The 16,223-nt window shown below is 71.2% G+C and carries 15 protein-coding genes; 4 read left to right on the top strand and 11 right to left on the bottom strand.

All coding sequences use genetic code 11. The annotated features are described in order from the left end of the window. Positions 1–29: 29 nt before the first annotated feature. Complete coding sequence (locus OG496_RS30885; protein WP_405973232.1) at positions 30–2,177, bottom strand: flotillin family protein; 2,148 nt, start codon at positions 2,175–2,177, stop codon at positions 30–32. 110 nt (positions 2,178–2,287) lie between these two features. Further along, positions 2,288–2,929 carry a hypothetical protein gene (locus OG496_RS30880; protein ID WP_405973231.1) on the bottom strand — a complete coding sequence of 214 codons (642 nt, stop codon included), beginning with the start codon at positions 2,927–2,929 and terminating at the stop codon, positions 2,288–2,290. 254 nt (positions 2,930–3,183) lie between these two features. Here OG496_RS30880 and OG496_RS30875 point away from each other — a divergent pair, with 254 nt between their 5' ends. Then, positions 3,184–4,242, top strand: coding sequence for a PucR family transcriptional regulator (locus OG496_RS30875; protein ID WP_405973230.1), 1,059 nt, complete (start codon positions 3,184–3,186; stop codon positions 4,240–4,242). A 104-nt stretch (positions 4,243–4,346) separates the two neighbouring features. On the opposite strand, the gene OG496_RS30870 is transcribed toward OG496_RS30875, so the two are convergent. From OG496_RS30870 to OG496_RS30855, 4 genes are all read right to left on the bottom strand, one after another. Then, positions 4,347–4,679: an SCO5918 family protein gene (locus tag OG496_RS30870; protein WP_405973229.1), complete on the bottom strand. Its 333-nt coding sequence runs from the start codon at positions 4,677–4,679 to the stop codon at positions 4,347–4,349. A 169-nt stretch (positions 4,680–4,848) separates the two neighbouring features. After that, on the bottom strand, positions 4,849–5,052 hold the full coding sequence (locus tag OG496_RS30865; RefSeq protein WP_019063123.1) for a cold-shock protein: 204 nt from the start codon (positions 5,050–5,052) through the stop codon (positions 4,849–4,851). A gap of 212 nt (positions 5,053–5,264) precedes the next feature. Then, positions 5,265–5,591 (bottom strand): MerR family transcriptional regulator, encoded by a 327-nt coding sequence (locus tag OG496_RS30860; protein WP_366494457.1) that lies wholly within the window; start codon positions 5,589–5,591, stop codon positions 5,265–5,267. 134 nt (positions 5,592–5,725) lie between these two features. Further along, the gene (locus OG496_RS30855; protein ID WP_405973228.1) at positions 5,726–6,568 is read right to left on the bottom strand and encodes a hypothetical protein; all 843 of its coding nucleotides are present in this window, start codon (positions 6,566–6,568) and stop codon (positions 5,726–5,728) included. A gap of 205 nt (positions 6,569–6,773) precedes the next feature. Here OG496_RS30855 and OG496_RS30850 point away from each other — a divergent pair, with 205 nt between their 5' ends. Then, positions 6,774–7,217, top strand: coding sequence for a DUF5994 family protein (locus OG496_RS30850; RefSeq protein ID WP_405973227.1), 444 nt, complete (start codon positions 6,774–6,776; stop codon positions 7,215–7,217). 27 nt (positions 7,218–7,244) lie between these two features. Here the strand turns inward: OG496_RS30850 and OG496_RS30845 are convergent, their stop codons facing one another. After that, positions 7,245–8,027: a TIGR03943 family putative permease subunit gene (locus tag OG496_RS30845; RefSeq protein ID WP_366494460.1), complete on the bottom strand. Its 783-nt coding sequence runs from the start codon at positions 8,025–8,027 to the stop codon at positions 7,245–7,247. Then, on the bottom strand, positions 8,024–9,103 hold the full coding sequence (locus OG496_RS30840) for a permease (RefSeq protein WP_405973226.1): 1,080 nt from the start codon (positions 9,101–9,103) through the stop codon (positions 8,024–8,026). The genes OG496_RS30845 and OG496_RS30840 overlap by 4 nt, the downstream gene beginning before the upstream one ends. A gap of 180 nt (positions 9,104–9,283) precedes the next feature. Here OG496_RS30840 and OG496_RS30835 point away from each other — a divergent pair, with 180 nt between their 5' ends. Continuing rightward, complete coding sequence (locus OG496_RS30835) at positions 9,284–11,191, top strand: NAD-binding protein (protein WP_405976743.1); 1,908 nt, start codon at positions 9,284–9,286, stop codon at positions 11,189–11,191. Positions 11,192–11,376: 185 nt separating this feature from the next. Here the strand turns inward: OG496_RS30835 and OG496_RS30830 are convergent, their stop codons facing one another. Further along, positions 11,377–13,185, bottom strand: coding sequence for a prolyl oligopeptidase family serine peptidase (locus OG496_RS30830; RefSeq protein WP_405973225.1), 1,809 nt, complete (start codon positions 13,183–13,185; stop codon positions 11,377–11,379). Positions 13,186–13,344: 159 nt separating this feature from the next. Here OG496_RS30830 and OG496_RS30825 point away from each other — a divergent pair, with 159 nt between their 5' ends. Further along, positions 13,345–14,139: an SURF1 family protein gene (locus OG496_RS30825; protein ID WP_405973224.1), complete on the top strand. Its 795-nt coding sequence runs from the start codon at positions 13,345–13,347 to the stop codon at positions 14,137–14,139. Positions 14,140–14,206: 67 nt separating this feature from the next. Here OG496_RS30825 and OG496_RS30820 read toward each other — a convergent pair whose 3' ends face one another. Next, positions 14,207–15,544: a hypothetical protein gene (locus OG496_RS30820; RefSeq protein WP_405973223.1), complete on the bottom strand. Its 1,338-nt coding sequence runs from the start codon at positions 15,542–15,544 to the stop codon at positions 14,207–14,209. Continuing rightward, a complete protein-coding gene (locus OG496_RS30815) occupies positions 15,541–16,116 on the bottom strand; it encodes a SigE family RNA polymerase sigma factor (protein ID WP_019063113.1) in 576 nt (191 codons plus the stop codon). The genes OG496_RS30820 and OG496_RS30815 overlap by 4 nt, the downstream gene beginning before the upstream one ends. Between the last annotated feature and the right edge of the window lie 107 nt (positions 16,117–16,223).

Below are 16,223 nucleotides of genomic sequence, written 5' to 3'. Positions count from 1 at the left end.
GTTCCGGACCGTCGGTGGGGTCGGGCCGGTCAGGCCTTCGCCGGGTGTCCGTTGAGCGCGGCCAGCGGGGTGTCCGCCAGGCCCAACTCACCTGCCCTGTCGAGCAGTTGACGCACCTGGCCGGCGTTCGCCTGGTCCGAGGTCATCAGCTTCATCAGCAGCGCGGACACGGTGAGGTTCTGCACGTCGGCCGTGGAGACCGGGCCGAGGACGCGGGCGAGGTCGTCGGCGATGTTCGACGTGCCGTCCAGCCAGGGACCCGCCAACGCCTGGGCCGTCTGGGAGTTGGAGACGAAACCGTCAACGCTCTTGCCGAACGAGATCGACGACATCAGCCGGTCGAGGAAGACCGAGTCGCCACCGACGATGTCGATGTCGGCGTGCTCCAGACCCGTCGCGAGGACCGTGGCCTGCGCCTCCGCGACCTGCCGCTGAACGTCGAGACCCGCGAGCCGGATCTCCTTCTCGGCCTGCAGCCGCAGCCGGTACTCCTCGTGGCCGCGCGAGGCGTCGTCGAGGGCGGCCATCGCGGCTGCCTTCTCGGTGAGACCCTCCGCCTCGGCCTTGAGCTTCTCGCCGATGCCGGTGGCTTCCGCGAGCGCGTTCGCCCGTACCCCTTCGGCCTGCGCCAGCACCTTCGCCTGCGCACCTTCGGCCTCCGCGAGCGCCTTGGCCCGGGTGCCCTCGGCCTCCGCACGCAGCCGGGCCTCGGTGCCTTCCGCCTCCGCGCGCAGCCGCGCCCCCGTGGCCTCGGCCTCCGCGCGGCCGGCCTTCACGGTGACCTCGGCCTCCTTGTCGCGGACCTGGACCTCGGCGAGTCCGGCAGCCGCTGCCTCCGCCTGGATGCCCTCGGCGAGCCGGAGCTTGGCGCGGGCGTCGAGGTCGGCGGACTTCAACCGGGCCTCGGCGAGGGTGAGTTGCTCACCGGCGCGGTGCTTGGCGGCGGCCTCCGCGGCCTCGGCGCCCTTGATGTCCTTGACCAGTTTCTCCTGTGCCTCCGCCTCGGCGGCGATGATCACGGCCTGGCGGGTGCGCTCGGCCTCCTCGACCACCCGCAGCTTCTTGATGGCCTCCTCCTGCTCGGCGACCGTACGGTCCACGGCGATCCGTTCCCGGACCACGTCCGCGACCTCGCGGCGCTCCGCCTCGACCTCCTTGTCCCGGGCGATCCCGGACAGGCTCGTCTCCCGTTCCCTGGCGATGACTTCGAGGAGCCGGTCCTTCTCGATGCGCTCGTTCTCCACGGCGATGACCCGCTCGCGGTTCTTCTGGGCCACGGCGATCTCGCGGGCCTGGTTCTCGCGCTGGACGCCGAGTTGCTCCTCGGTGCGGAGGAACGCGGCCTGCGCGCCCAGCCGTTCCTCCTCCTGCACCTTCGCGGTGGCGGCCTCCTCGCGCGCCCGCAGGACCTCCACCTCACGGCGCTGCTTGATCTCCGCCTCGGCCTGCCGGCGTTCCAGCTCCAGGATGGTCTCCCGGGCGTCGACGTTCTGCCGGGTGATCTCCTTCTGCTCGGTGCGCTGGAACTCGTTGGTGCGGACGTGCTCGATCGTCGTCAGCTCGGTGATCTTGCGGATGCCCTGCGCGTCCAGGATGTTCTGGTTGTCGAGCTGCGTCATCGGTGTCTGTTCGAGGAAGTCGATGGCCGCGTCGTCGAGGTGGTAGCCGTTGAGGTCGGTGCCGATGACCTGGATGATCCGGTCCCGGAACTCCTCGCGCTTGGTGTAGAGATCGACGAAGTCCAGCTGCTTGCCGACGGTCTTGAGCGCCTCGGAGAACTTCGCGGCGAAGAAGTCCTGGATCGCCACCGGGTCGCTCGCGGTCTGGGTGCCGATGGCCTGCGCGACCTTGATGACGTCCTCGACGGTCTTGTTGACCCGCACGAAGAAGCTGATGTGGATGTCCGCGCGGATGTTGTCCTGGCAGATCAGGCCCTCGCGCCCGGTGCGCCGGATCTCGATGGTCTTCACCGAGATGTCCATGAACTCGGCCTTGTGCAGCACCGGCAGCACGACCGCCCCGGTGAAGGTGACGTCGACCTTCTTCGTCTTGGAGACGATCAGCGCCCGCCCCTGCTCCACCTTCCGGAAGAGCCGGCCGACCACCAGGAGCAGGGTGAGCGCGATGAGCAGGACAACGGCGACGAACACACCGATGCCGACGGTGATGGCGTTCATGACATGGGTCCCCAAGAGATGAGAAGGGTGGTCGACGACCGGGCAGGGATCGGCGGGTGGAGATCAACGAAGGGAGGTCAACGAGCGTGCGGGCGGCCTGAGTTGGCGGCCTATCCCGTCGTGCCCGGGCCGGTCCTCGGGTCGAGCGCACTGTCGTAGGGCGCGACCCAGAAGAACTCGCCGGTCTCGTCGTAGGCGTAGAGCAGTCCGGTGCTGCCACTGGCGAGGACGCCCTCACCGGAGTCGTCGCCCGTCTGCCGGACCTGGACCACCGCGGCCGAGCCGTCCGCCGACCTGACCTCCGCCTGGCCGAACCCGGCATCGACCCGCCCGGTGCGGATCGTGCAGGTCAGCCCGACGAAGTCCAGCCGGGACGGCCCGTGTTCGTCGGGGAACAGGCGGTGCAGGGGTCGTACGAACAGCTTGGTCGCCTGCCAGGAGACGTACACCGTGCCGGTCAGTACGACCGCCCCGACCAGGACCCCGACCGGGCCGGAGGGGACGAGCAGCACGCTCGCGCAGTAGCTGATCAGCCAGCCGACGGCGGTGAACAGCGAGAAGGCGAGGGTCACCGGCACCCCGCCGAGCCCCCAACCGTCGCCGTGTGCACGGGAGTTGAGGTGAGCGTGGGCGTGTCCGTGGGCGTCCGCCGCGCCCAGCGCGACCAGCAGCCAGAACAGGACGACCACGGTGAGCGCGGCGGTGAAGACGACGGTGGGAAAACCGGTCGCGGCAGCGAAGAACGCCCCCATGATCCCGGCCCCCCGTTCCCTGTCCGCTGTGTCCACGACGCGTTAAGACTCCGGGGCTGCGCGGATCGTGGTTCCGGTGCCGTACACCTGCCGGTGTCCGGCACCGGAACCTTCCGCGGTGCTCCCCTGGCGCCATGGTGCACGCGGGGTGCGCGCCCGCGCATTGCCGGAACCCGGCAGTGTTCATTAGGGTCTTGATGCCGGTGCCGCGCTAAGAAAGCGTCACCAGGGCGTCAAGGAAAACGGGGGCGGAGTTGCCGGAGCGCGGAATACCTGAGCAGTATCTGGCGGGGTATGCGCCGCTCCTGGCGGAGGTCGCCGGCACCGGACGGCGCCTGACCCGGGCCGAGTTGGAGGCCCGCCGCACCCTGGGCGAGCAGGCGGCCGAGGCCGGTCACGGACTGCGCGCCCTGGTCAACGCCCATCTCGCGGCCACCCGCGCCGCCTGGCCGCAGACCCCCGGTGCCGCCGACTGCACCCTTGCCGCGGTGCAGCAGGTGGTCGACGCCTTCGCCGAGGGCTACGAACGCGCGCAGCGTCTCGCCGTACGCCAAGAAGAGGCGGCGCGGCGGGAGTTCATCGACGACCTGCTCTACGGCCGCAGCGATCTGGGCCGGCTCGCGGAACGCGCCGAGCGCTTCGGCCTGCGCCTCTCCCACTCGCACGCGGTCGCCGTGGTCCAGGGCCCGACGCCGTACGACGAGAGCGCACCGGTGCCGCGTCAGGTGGAGCGCGCGATGATCAGCCGTTTCGGTGACCGCAACATCCTGCTCACCACGAAGGCCGGCCGGATGCTGTGTGTCGCGCCCGGCGACCAGGACGACATCCTCGCCCACTTCGCCAAGCAGTCGTACGCCGCAGCGGAGGGCACCCGCGCGGCGATCGGCCGGCCGCAGCCGGGCGCGGGCGGCATCGTCCAGTCGTACGAGGAAGCCCTGAACACGCTCGAACTGGCCGAGCGGCTCAACCTGGAGGGCCCGCTCCTGCGCGCCGCCGACCTGCTGGTCTACCCGGTGCTCACGCGTGACCGGCAGGCGATGGCGGATCTGGTGCTCGACGCGCTGGGCCCGCTGACCAGGGCGCGCGGCGGTGCGCGCCCGCTGCTGGACACCCTGTCGACGTACTTCGACTCCGGTTGTGTGGCGGCGGAGTCCGCGCGCCGGCTCTCGCTGAGCGTGCGCGCGCTGACGTACCGTCTCGAACGCATCCATCAGCTGACCGGCGCGGACCCGGCGGACCCAGGCCAGCGGTACACGCTGCAGACGGCGGTCATCGGGGCCCGCCTGCTGGACTGGCCCGACAAGGAGCTGTGACGGCTGGAGCCGTGCCGGCCGGGACGCAAAGAGCGACCTCGCGCCCGGATGGATCTACGGCGGCGTGGTCGCTCGGGGTGTGCGGGGACGTGCGGGCGGAGGCGTCAGCCCAGGGTGGTGCCGATGTACGAGGTCGATTCCGGGCCGGAGTCCGTGGGGTTCTCCGCGGCGGGGGCCGGTGCGGGGGTGGCGGGCGCGGGCGGCGTCTCGTGGCAGGTGAAGCCGAGCCGGGTGAGGGCCCTGGTCACCTCGAAGGCGGTGAAGTCACGGCGGTCCTGCTTGGTGATCACCTCGCCGACCTGCTTGACCGGGTACAGCTTGCGGCTGATGACGGCGCACTGGCCGGTGACGGGCTGCTCCGGGCGGATGCCCTTGAGCATCTCCTCCACCTCGCTCTTCGTCAGATCGAAGGGGTAACGGGCGATCACGCAGCGCATGGTGCCTCACCAAGGGGTTTCGAGCGGGAGGAGAGGGGAGGATTTCTCCTCGGGGAAAGCCGGGGGTGCCGGGGAAGCCGAGAACGGCCGTGGAACGACAGGTAAATGAGCGGATACGAAAAGGGGCCCGCACCCAAGGTGCGGGCCCCTGTTTCGCAGTCTCGCGTGCTTAGGCGGGAACGATGTTCTCCGCCTGCGGGCCCTTCTGGCCCTGCGTGATGTCGAAGGTCACCTTCTGACCTTCCTGCAGCTCACGGAAGCCCTGGGTGGCGATGTTCGAGTAGTGGGCGAAGACGTCAGCGCCGCCGCCGTCCTGCTCGATGAAGCCGAAGCCCTTTTCCGCGTTGAACCACTTCACGGTACCGGTGGCCATGTCTTAACTCCTAGGCAGTGCACGAGATCCGCACTTTACGAATCTCCTCCATCGCCGTGATGATCACCTGCACCGGAGGTCCGGTTCAAAATTGGCAACCACAACTGCAACTGAAGTCAGCCTAGCACGGAACCCATTTTCGCGACGGGGAAATGGGGCGGGAAAAGGGCCCTCCGAAACGGTGAATTTCTGTTTCGGGGACATCAGATTTTCTACCGATGGGATGAGCGGCGCAGCTCCTCGTTGACACGCAGGGCCTCGTCCAGCCGGTCCTCCAGGCTGATGATCCGGCACGCGGCCTCGATGGGCGTCCCCTGGTCGACCAGCTCGCGCGCGCGAGAGGCCGTACGGAGCTGATGGCGCGAGTAGCGGCGGTGACCGCCGTCCGACCGCGTCGGGGTGATCAGCCCGGCCTCACCCAGTGACCGGAGGAAACCGGGGGTGGTGGCGATCAGCTCGGCGGCCCGGCCCATGGTGTAGGCGGGGTAGTCGTCGTCGTCGAGCCGGTCGGCCGCGGGCTGCTGGCTTTCTGCGGGCATGTACACCTTTCCTGCGGCCACCGGGAGGGACGGCCTGCCGCCGGGGGAGCTGGTTCCCCCGTACGGGAACTCTAGTCGCACCCGGGGAATCTCTGTCGCGGCGAGCACAGATGTACTGACGCAGGTTGACGCTCTCAGGGGGCCAGAACCAGCACCCGGCAGGCGCCCGGAAGCCGTGGATCAAGACCGTCGCGGCCTCGCAGGGAGCCCCGTTCGGGTGCTCTCGCGGGGTCCGACGAGGCTCCCGCGACGTCCTGCCAGCCCCACGCCCGGTAGGCCGTCAGGGTCTCGGTGTCGGTGCGGGGCACCAGGGTGACGCCGAGGGCCGGCGCGTGATCGACGAGCAGCCGGCGCTGCAGGCGCCGGGCGAGGTTCCAGTCCCGGTCCTGGTAGTGGGTGCGCACGCGGGGCGGGACGACGATCCCGGAGACCGCGAAGAGTCCGCCGGTGACCGCGAGGCCGTGCAGCAGCCGGGGCAGCCGGGTGTCGTGGCCCTGCCACCAGGGATCGGCGGCGCGGACGGGGAAGCCGTAGGCGCAGGCCGTCAGGGTCGTGTTCTCGGCGATCAGCAGGGTGAAACCGGGGCGCCGGACGTCACCCGCGAGGCGCCGCAGGAACGCGGTGCGGGAACGGTTGCCCGTGCGGGGCCCGCCGCAGGTCTCCTCGTACAGCACGCCGAGGTCCTGGAAGCGGTCCTCGATCTGGCGGCGGCTGAGCGGGCGGACGCGGTCCCCTTCCCAGGGGGACGGGCCGCGCTCGCGGTTTGACGTGTGGGGCTCGTGGCCGGTTGTGGACCACGTCCTCTCCCAGCCCGCCGTACCGGCACCGCCGTGTCCGGCGAGGGCCGCGGGCGCGTCCGCGGTCACCGGCCGACCGGGCACATTCACGGTCATGGGCTGAGCCCTGCCCCGGGCGCGGAACAGATCCGCCCCGGCGTCGTGGTTCGCCGAGAACGGCACCGGCGCGATCCGGTGCACGAGAAATCCTCGGTCCTTTCACGGTACGCCCGCGGGCCGCGGAGGGCCTCGGAGTGCCTCCGGCGCAGACCGGCCCGCGCGGGGCGGGAGTACGGTGAGCGGTACCGGGAGTTCTCCGCACCTCGGCTCTGGCGCCGTCGTCGTTCCCAGTGCACCACGGCACCGGACCGCCGCACGACGGACGGCCGGGGACAGGGACCGCGACATGAACGCGCCCACGGACACCCACAGTTCGCCCGCCTCGGACACCATCGCCTCGTCGCCCGACGTGGAGCAGACCGCCCCGCCCCTCCTCCGGCTGCGCCTCGCCGCCCACACCTCCGTACCGCGCCGCCTCGACGGAGCCTGGTGGCCGCACTCCTACGACGTGCTCACCGAGGTGCCGCGCCTGCTCGCCGGGCTGCCCCGGACCTGGGGGCACATCGTCAGCGTGATGGTGAACGGGCGGGTCTGGTCGACCGCCCCGGGCCGGATGCTCGTGGCCAACCAGGTCGTACGGCTGCACCGGACCACCGCCGTGCACGCCCCGAACACCGTCGTCCTGCTCGCGCCGGGCCGCGGCCGCTGGGACCTGCTGGTCGTACCGCCGGAGCTGACCGAGGAGGCGGCCGAGCCGATCATGGCCGCCGCGGTCGCCAACCTCCGCTGAAATCCCGCTGGTTACTGGTTCTGGTCGCTACTGGTTCCAGCTCTCGTCGTACGGGTCCTTCGGCGTCGGGACCGGCTTCGCCTGGGTCACCTGGAAGTAGGGGATCGGGCGGTTGTTGATGGGGTCCTTGGTCTGCTTGGGGCTGTAGGTGCCGGTGATCTCCAGCCAGGTGTCCGGCTGAAGTACCGGCGGGACCTTGCCGGTCAGGGCGATCTTCACCGGCTGGGCGTCCGCGGCACAGCAGTTGAGGGCCATGCGGACGAGGAACGGGGAGCCCGACTTGTCCAGCGCGACGAAGCCGGTGACCTTCAACTGCCGGGTGCCCAGGGACCGTCCGTGGTCGTAGACCGCACGGCTCGCGTAGTCGACCAGGCCGATGGTGAGCGGATTGCTGTCGGGGAGCTTGAGCAGGCCGTACGGCTGCTGGATGGCTGTGCCGGTGCGGACCGCGCTGTAGGAGCCGAGGGCCGGCGGGGCGACCAGGATCAGGGCGAAGAGGGGCAGGATCAGGAGCCAGGAGATGCGGGGTTCGCGGTGGACGTGGCCCTTGTGGGCGTCGTCCTCGGTGTGGGCCTCCGCGTGCGCTTCCGTGTGCGCCGCCTGCGCTTCCGCGTGGGCCTTCTCCCTCCGTGTCCGGCGCCACTCGTACCAGGCCGTCGCCAGTGCGGTCACGATGAGGACCGCGCCGGAGAGCAGGAGGAGCGGCTGGAGGCCTGCCTTGACGTAGCGCAGGTAGAGGTTGGTGAAGCCCGCGTGCAGGAGGGCCGCGCCGACCAGGAACAGGACCGCCGCCTGTGCCTGCCGGTTCACAGGAGCACCGCCCCGGTGACGACCGCGCCGGCGATGGCGAGAACGAAGGTGGCGGGTGCGAAGCGCATCGCGAAGCCGCGGCCGAACGTGCCCGCCTGCATGGCGAACAGCTTCAGGTCGATCATCGGGCCCACCACCAGGAACGCGAGTTTGGCCGTGAGCGAGAACTGGGTGAGCGACGCGGCGACGAACGCGTCCGCCTCCGAGCAGATCGACAGCAGGACGGCGAGGATCGAGAGGGCGAGGATCGCGACCACCGGGTTGTCGGCGGCCGTGCGCAGCCAGCTCGCGGGTGCCACCGCCTTGAGCGTCGCCGCCGACATCGCGCCGAGGACGAGGAACCCGCCGGCCTGCATCACGTCGTGCCGGACCGAGCCCCAGAACGCGGCCCCCTTGGTCTCCCCCTCGTGCGGTTCGTGGGCGGGCAGGCGCAGCCAGTCGGTGCGGCCGATCCGCGTCCACAGCCAGCCCATCACGCAGGCCACGAGCAGGCTTCCGGCGAACCGGGCGAGCACCATCTCCGGGTTGCGCGGGAACGCCACCGCCGTCGCCGTCAGCACGATCGGGTTGATCGCCGGGGCGGAGAGCAGGAACGCGATCGCCGCCGCCGGGGTGACACCCCGGCGCACCAGCGCCCCGGCCACCGGCACGGACGCGCACTCGCAGCCGGGCAGGATCGCGCCCGCCATGCCGGCGATCGGTACGGCCAGCACGGGGTTCTTCGGCAGCGCGCGGGTGAAGAACGTCGCCGGTACGAACACCGCGATCCCGGCCGACAGCAGCACGCCCAGCACCAGGAAGGGGAGCGCCTGCACGACGACGGCCACGAAGACCGTCATCCAGCTCTGCATCACCGGCGCGGACAGCGCCTGACGGATCGGACCCTGGGCCAGCACCACCACGAGCAGCACCATGGTCAGCACGAGCGGCGAGTTGAACTGCCAGCCGTCCTTCGACTCCTTGGCGGGCGCGTCCGGTGACTCCTTGGCGGGCGCGTTCAGTTCCGTGTCCGGTTTCACGTGTGGGTCCGGCGGCGTCTCCGTGGTCGGCGCGGCTGGTTCGGTGGTGATGGCCACGGGTGAGATACCTCCGGCAGACGCCTGGTTTCGCGAGTTTTGCTCCCTGTCTCTGCATACGGCAGTCGGGGCACGGGTGTTCAGCGGAATACTGGAACCACCCGCCTCCTTGGGGCAGTCTTTCCCCTCGTGGCGAGCAGCGTTCCGAATCAGACCCCTCCGGGCAGTGCCCGGGCACACATGGTGGTGTGCGGCGACGACGCGCTCGCGCACCGGCTCGCCGTCGAACTCCGCAGTGTCTACGGCGAGCAGATCACCCTCGTCGTCCCGCTCTCCGAGGCCACCGCCCGGCCGCCCGTCGTCGGCCGCGCCCGCGCCGCCTCGGCGGCGCTGCTCGACCGGGTCAACGCGGCGGTGGCCCGGGCCAACGGCAACGGCGGCGGTAGCACTGCACCCGTCGCCCCCGAACCCCCGCGCGGGGAGCGGGTGTTGGAGGTCGCCGAGCTGACCGAGGCCGTGTTCGCCGAGGCGGGCGTGGAGCGGGCGACCGCACTGGCCCTCGTCTATGACGACGACGAGACGAACATCCGCGCCGCCCTCACCGCCCGCCGCCTCAACCCCCGCATCCGGCTGGTGATCCGCCTCTACAACCGGCGGCTGGGCCAGCACATCGAGGAACTCCTCGACCAGGCAGCCGCGTTGGCGACCGGTGACGGGACGAGCGGCGGGCCCGGTACCGGGTTCGACGCGTCCACGACCGTGCTCTCCGACGCCGACACCGCCGCACCCGCGCTGGCCGCGACCGCGCTCGCCGGGACCAGCAAGGTCGTCCAGACCGACGGGCTGCTGCTCCGCGCGGTGGAACGGCCGCCGCCGGGCCCCGGGGAGGTGGCCGATCCGGGGCTTGCCACGCTGGCCCTGCTGTCGGCGACCAGCAGCGATCCGGCCGGCGCGGACGGCTCCGAGGGCATGGGCGAACAGGGCCCGCGCCTGCTGCCCGACGCGGCGGCCGTCGCCTCCGCCACCGGGCGCGGGACCGTCGTCCTGGAGCAGGTGTCGTACGCCGGGCCGCAGTTGCCGGGCGGGCGCGGGGGCGGTGTCGTGCCCGCGTTCTCCTCGCTGTTCTCGCGGCGGCTGCGGTGGTCGCTGGCGGGGATGGTGGCGTGTGTCATCGCGCTGGCCATCTCGCTGTGGCTGGTGACCCAGATCCATCCGCTGACCGCCTTCTATCTGACGCTGCTCGATCTCTTCGCGATCGACAACCCCGCGATCGGGGAGCCCCTGGGCCGGCAGATCCTTCAACTCCTCTCCGGGCTCGTCGGGTTGCTGATGCTTCCGGTGCTGCTGGCCGCCGTGCTGGAAGCGCTGGGCACGTTCCGTACGGCGTCCGCGTTGCGCAAGCCGCCGCGGGGGCTCGGCGGGCATGTCGTGCTGCTCGGGCTCGGCAAGATCGGCACCCGGGTGCTGACCCGGCTGCGCGAACTCAACATCCCCGTGGTGTGCGTCGAGGCCGACCCCGAGGCCCGCGGGCTCGCGGTCGCGCGCCGGCTGCGGGTGCCGGTGATCCTGGGTGACGTCACCCAGGAGGGCGTCCTGGAATCCGCCAAGGTCCACCGCGCCCACGCCCTCCTCGCGGTCACCAGCTCCGACACGACGAACCTCGAAGCGGTGCTGTACGCCCGGTCCGTACGGCCGGATCTACGGGTCGTACTCCGGCTGTACGACGACGACTTCGCGACCGCCGTGTACCGAACGTTGCGGGCCGCGCACCCCGGTGCCCTGACCCGGAGCCGGAGTGTGTCCCATCTGGCCGCGCCCGCGTTCGCCGGGGCGATGATGGGGCGGCAGATCCTGGGCGCGATCCCTGTCGAGCGGCGGGTGCTGCTGTTCGCGGCGATGACCGTGGGCGGGCATCCCCAGCTGGAGGGGAAGACGATCGCCGAGGCGTTCCGGGCGGGATCGTGGCGGGTGCTGGCGTTGGACACGGCTACGCGGGACGCCTCCGAGGACGTACGGCGGTCGGGGTTGGTCTGGGACCTCCCCGACACGTATGTCCTGCGGGACTCGGACCGGGTCGTGCTGGCGGCGACTCGGCGGGGGCTGGCGGAGTTGCTGGGGCGGCGACCCCGGGATCGTGCCGGGGCGTGACGGTGCCCTGAGCTGGACCGGTGCTTGAGCAAGTGCCCTGCGCCGAAGCGGGCGTTGCCGGGGGCTGCGCCCCCAGACCCCCGCTTCGGCCCTGAAGGGGCCTCGTCCTCAAACTCCCCCAGAGGGGGGACCCCCAACGGGCTGAAAATGACCGGCGTCGAGAAGCCCCCGCCCAGGCAACCCCGCTAAGCCGCCCCACCCCCCAAGTGCCTCTCCGCGAAGTCCAGTTCCAGCTTCACCTGCTTGATCCGCTCGTCCACCACCAACGACCCGTGCCCCGCGTCGTACCGGTACACCTCGTGCACGGCGTCCCGCGACTCGAGCCGCTTCACGTAGTTGTCGATCTGCCGGATCGGGCAGCGCGGGTCGTTGACGCCGGCCGAGATGTAGACCGGGGCCGTGACCTTGTCGACGTAGGTCAGCGGGGAGGACGCCTCGAAGCGGGCCGGGACCTCCTCCGGGGTGCCGCCCAGGAGCGTGCGGTCCATGGCCTTCAGGGCTTCCATCTCGTCGTGGTACGCCGTGACGTAGTCGGCGACCGGGACCGCCGCGATGCCCAGGGTCCACGCGTCGGGCTGGGTGCCGATGCCGAGGAGGGTGAGGTAGCCGCCCCAGGAGCCGCCGGTGAGGATCAGCCGGTCGGGGTCGGCGAGGCCCGAGGTGATCGCCCACTCCCGGACCGCCGCGATGTCCTCCAGCTCGATCAGGCCGACGCGGTACTTCAGGGCGTCGGTCCAGGCGCGGCCGTAGCCGGTCGAGCCGCGGTAGTTGACCCGGACGACCGCGTACCCGTGGTCGACCCAGGCCGCCGGGCCCGCCGAGAAGGAGTCACTGTCGTGCCAGGTCGGGCCGCCGTGGATGTCGAAGACCGTGGGGAGGGGGCCGGTGGCGCCCGCCGGCTTCTGGACGAGGGCGTGGATGCGGCCGCCGGGGCCCTCCACCCAGACGTCCTCCACCGCGACCGAGCCGGGGGACTTCAGGCCGGGCGGGTCCAGGACGACCTCGCCCGTCGTCGAGCGCACGGCGGACGGTTCGGCGGCCGACGACCAGAGGTATTCGACGCTGCCGTCGGGGCGGGCCGTGGCACCGGAGACCGAACCGGGCGGTGTCGGCACCTTCTCCAGTTCGCCCGAGGCGAGGTCGTAGCGGAAGACCTCGCTGCGGGCCTCGAAGCTGTGCGCGATGAGGAGGGCCGAGCCGTCCGGGTACCACTCGGCGCTCACGTCGCCGGGCAGGTCGAGGGACAGGTCCGTCTCGCCGCCCTTGACCACGTCCCACACCAGGGGCTCCCAACGGCCGCGCCGCTGATGGCCGATGAGCAGGCGGGTGTCACCGTCCACCGGTGCGAAGCCGAGGACCTCAAGGCCCAGCTCCTCGGTGCCGCCCTTGGTGTCGTCCAGGTCGGCGACCGCCGTGCCGTCCGGGCGCAGGACGCGCAGCGCGGAGTGCATCGCGTCGCCGTGCTCCGTGTGCTCGATCGCGATCAGCGAACCGTCGTGCGAGAGGTCGCCGACGCCCGCCGACTCGCGGTGCCGGTAGATCAGCGTGGTCTCGTCACCGGTGCGGGCGAGGTGGATCGTCGTACCGTCCTCGTCCGTCGAGCGGCCGACCACGGCGGTCCTGCCGTCTCGCGCGAGGGCGACCCCGGCCGGGTAGGACGGTTCGAGGCCGGGGACGGCGGGTTCGTCCGGTCCTCCCTTGAAGGGCTGGCGGCGCCAGACGCCGAACTCGTCGCCGTCCTTGTCGTCGAACCACCAGATCCACTCCCCGTCCGGGGAGAGCACACCGTCCGTCGTGCCGTTCGGCCGGTCCGTGACCTGGCGTTGCTCGCCCGTCGCCCGGTCCCAGGCGTACAGCTCATACGTCCCCGTCGCGTTCGACACGAACAGGGAACGGTCGGGTGCGTCCTCCGCCCAGTCGGGCAGGGACACGCGGGGCGCCCGGAAGCGCTTCTCCCAGTCCGGTGTGTTCTCGGACCCGTTGCTCTCAGTCATGGCCCCATACTGCCCGCCCACACAGACATTGCACTGACCGGATCCTCAGCCTGTGGATAACTTCGACCAAGTCCCGGCCGGAGCATTGCCGACGCCGGGTGAACCTTCGGGCCGACCCCCGGGCCAAGGGCCCCACGACAGCCCCGTACCGTGGGAGTCGTGTACCGGTTTCTGCTGACATCGCGCTGGTGGGGCATCAACGTCTTCGTACTGCTCGCCATCCCCTTCTGCATCTTCATGGGGTCGTGGCAGCTGAGCCGGTTCCAGGCGCGCGTGGACAGCAGCCACCAGGCCACCAAGCAGGTCGAGACCGACCGCACGGAAGCGGCCCGTCCCCTCGCCTCACTGCTCCCGGTCGACCAGAGCACCTCCGGCCGCCAGACCACCGCGACCGGCCGCTACGGCAAGCAACTCCTCGTCCCGGACCGCCAGTTGGGCGAGAAGAACGGCTTCTACGTCCTGACCCTGCTGCGCACGGACAACGGCAAGGCCCTCCCCGTAGTCCGCGGCTGGATCCCCGGCAAGCCCGACGCCGCGAAGGCACCGGCCCCGCCGACCGGCGAAGTCACCGTCACCGGCTCGCTCCAGGCGTCCGAGACCCCGGGCGACAACGGGGTGAGCGCCCAGGGCGGCCTGCCGTCCGGCCAGACCGCCGCGATCAGCGCGGCCTCCCTGGTGAACCTGGTCCCGTACCACCTGTACGACGCCTGGATCACCCTCGACAAGGGCGACTCCGAGATGAAGGCCGTACCGGCGACCGCGCCCGCGAACACCGGCCTCGATCTGAAGGCGTTCCAGAACCTCGGCTACACCGGCGAGTGGTTCGTCTTCGCGGGCTTCGTCGTCTTCATGTGGTTCCGCCTGCTGCGCCGCGAGGTGGAGTTCGCGCGCGATGCGGAGCTGGGCCTCGTCCCTGAGGACGAGAACGAGGAAGCGGCCCACGCGACCGTCTGACGTGGCCCGACACAGACACAGCCGGGTCCCCCGACCCGGCTGACCACCTGTGGACACGCGGTCCGGTCTACGACCCCGCCAGCAGACCCGTCCGGTAGACCGTGCCCGCGCACGCGTTCGGCACCGTGGCCATGACCGTCGGGGAGCCCGCCTCCGCCGTGTGCGTGACCTGGACGCTGCCGTCGAGCGTGCCGTCCTCCAGGAGCTGGGTGGACGTACCCGTGTCGCCGCTCGTGGACCCGCTGCTGGAACTGGCGTCCTCGGTGGGCGTCGGGGTGGCCGTCGGACCGCCGGTGGTGGTGCCACCGGTGCTGGTGCCGCTGGTGGGGCAGGTCTCGGAGGGCACCCAGGCGAACTTGACCACGTAGGAGGCACCCGCCTGGAGCACCAGTTGGGAGACCTCCGTCGACGGGTCGGGCAGGCCGGCCGCCGCGTCCCCCGAGCTGTGCTGCACAACGGTGATCTTGTTGGAGTCGGCGGCACCCACCGCGGCGGTGCCCACGGTGCCGGGGCCGCTGACGGTACAGCTGGTGCCGGAGGTGTTGGTCACGCTGAACGTGCCGTAGACGATGCCCGCCGAATCGGCGGCGTCCACCGTCGAGTTGGAGGCGCCGAGCTGGTCGGCCGTGCAGACGGACGCGGCCGTCCCGGTGCTGGCCGAGGGGTTCGTGCTCACGGTGCCGCGGCCCGGGGCCTTGCCCGTGCCGTCGTTCTTGTGGCCGCCCGGGTTCTGCGAGGCCCGCCCCGAGGTGCCGCCCGAGGTGCTGGAACCGCCGTCCGGGCCCTTGCCCTGGCTGGTGCCGCCCTGCGCCTGTGAGCTGTTGCCCATGATGGACGGATCGGCGTCCGAGCCGGTGGAGTTCGAGACGTGCACGAGGGCCGGGATCGCGGTGCCGAAGAAGAGCACGGTGGCGGCCATGCCGACGAGGGCCTGGCGCTTGCGGGCCCGGCGGGCCGGTACCGCCCTGCGCAGGTGGTCCAGCGTGCCGTCGCGCGGCTCGACCTCCTGGACCGCCTGGTGCAGCAGCCGCCGTAGCGCCAGCTCGTCGGAGTCGAAGCCTTCGGCGCCGAGTACGACGGTGCCGAACACGTCATTGCCGTGCGGGTCGTTGCCGTGCGGGTCGTTGCCGTGCTCGTCGGGACCCTGTCCTCCGGAGCCCGGAGGTCCTACGGGTCCTACGGGGTGCCGTCCCTCGATGCCCTCGGAGTCCCCGGAGTTCTCAGGGTTCTCGGGGTTCCCGTCGAGGCTCGGCCCGGTGGGGCTCTGTTCGTCGGGGCCGTGGTTCACAGTTCCGTTCCCAGCATGTGTTTCGTTCGGCTGTTCCTTGCGCGCCCAGGTCGGGCCGCGCCGGACGTCCGGCTCGCGCCGTTCACGCGAACCGTTTCCCTCGGGCCTGTCGCTCATGCCGTGGCCTCCATGGCGATCCGGAGGGCGGCGATACCGCGCGAGCCGTACGCCTTCACCGAGCCCAGCGATATGCCGAGCGACTCGGCGACCTGCGCCTCGGTCATGTCCGCGAAGTACCGCAGGACCAGGACCTCGCGCTGGCGGCGCTGCAGTCCCTTCATGGCCTTGATGAGGGAGTCGCGCTCCAGCAGGTCGTAGGCGCCCTCTTCCGCGCTGGCCATGTCCGGCATCGGCTTCGAGAGGAGCTTGAGGCCGAGGATGCGGCGGCGCAGGGCCGAGCGGGAGAGGTTGACGACCGTCTGGCGCAGATAGGCCAGGGTCTTCTCGGGGTCACGGACACGTTTGCGCGCCGAGTGGACCCGGATGAACGCCTCCTGGACGACGTCCTCGCAGGAGGCGGTGTCGTCGAGGAGGAGTGCGGCCAGGCCGAGCAGCGAGCGGTAGTGCGCCCGGTAGGTCTCGGTGAGATGGTCGACCGTCGTTCCGGCCGCGACGGCGTCGTCGACACCGTCGCGCTGGTTCGGGATGCGGGCGGGCCGCGCTGCGGGCATCGGCGCGATCACCGGCATGCCGCCGGGCGCACGGGATCCACGCGGAGGCCGGAGGGCCGTACCGCGTGCCGCAGTGAAGTCGAGTACCTGAGCCACGCCAGTTGGACACGCTTCCCCCCTTGGGG

It is taken from the genome of Streptomyces sp. NBC_00988 (assembly GCF_045162645.1).
In the GTDB taxonomy this organism is placed as follows: Bacteria; Actinomycetota; Actinomycetes; order Streptomycetales; family Streptomycetaceae; genus Streptomyces.
The sequence above is the reverse complement of the archived record's forward strand: the minus strand, read 5'-3'. Positions and strand labels throughout refer to the sequence as shown.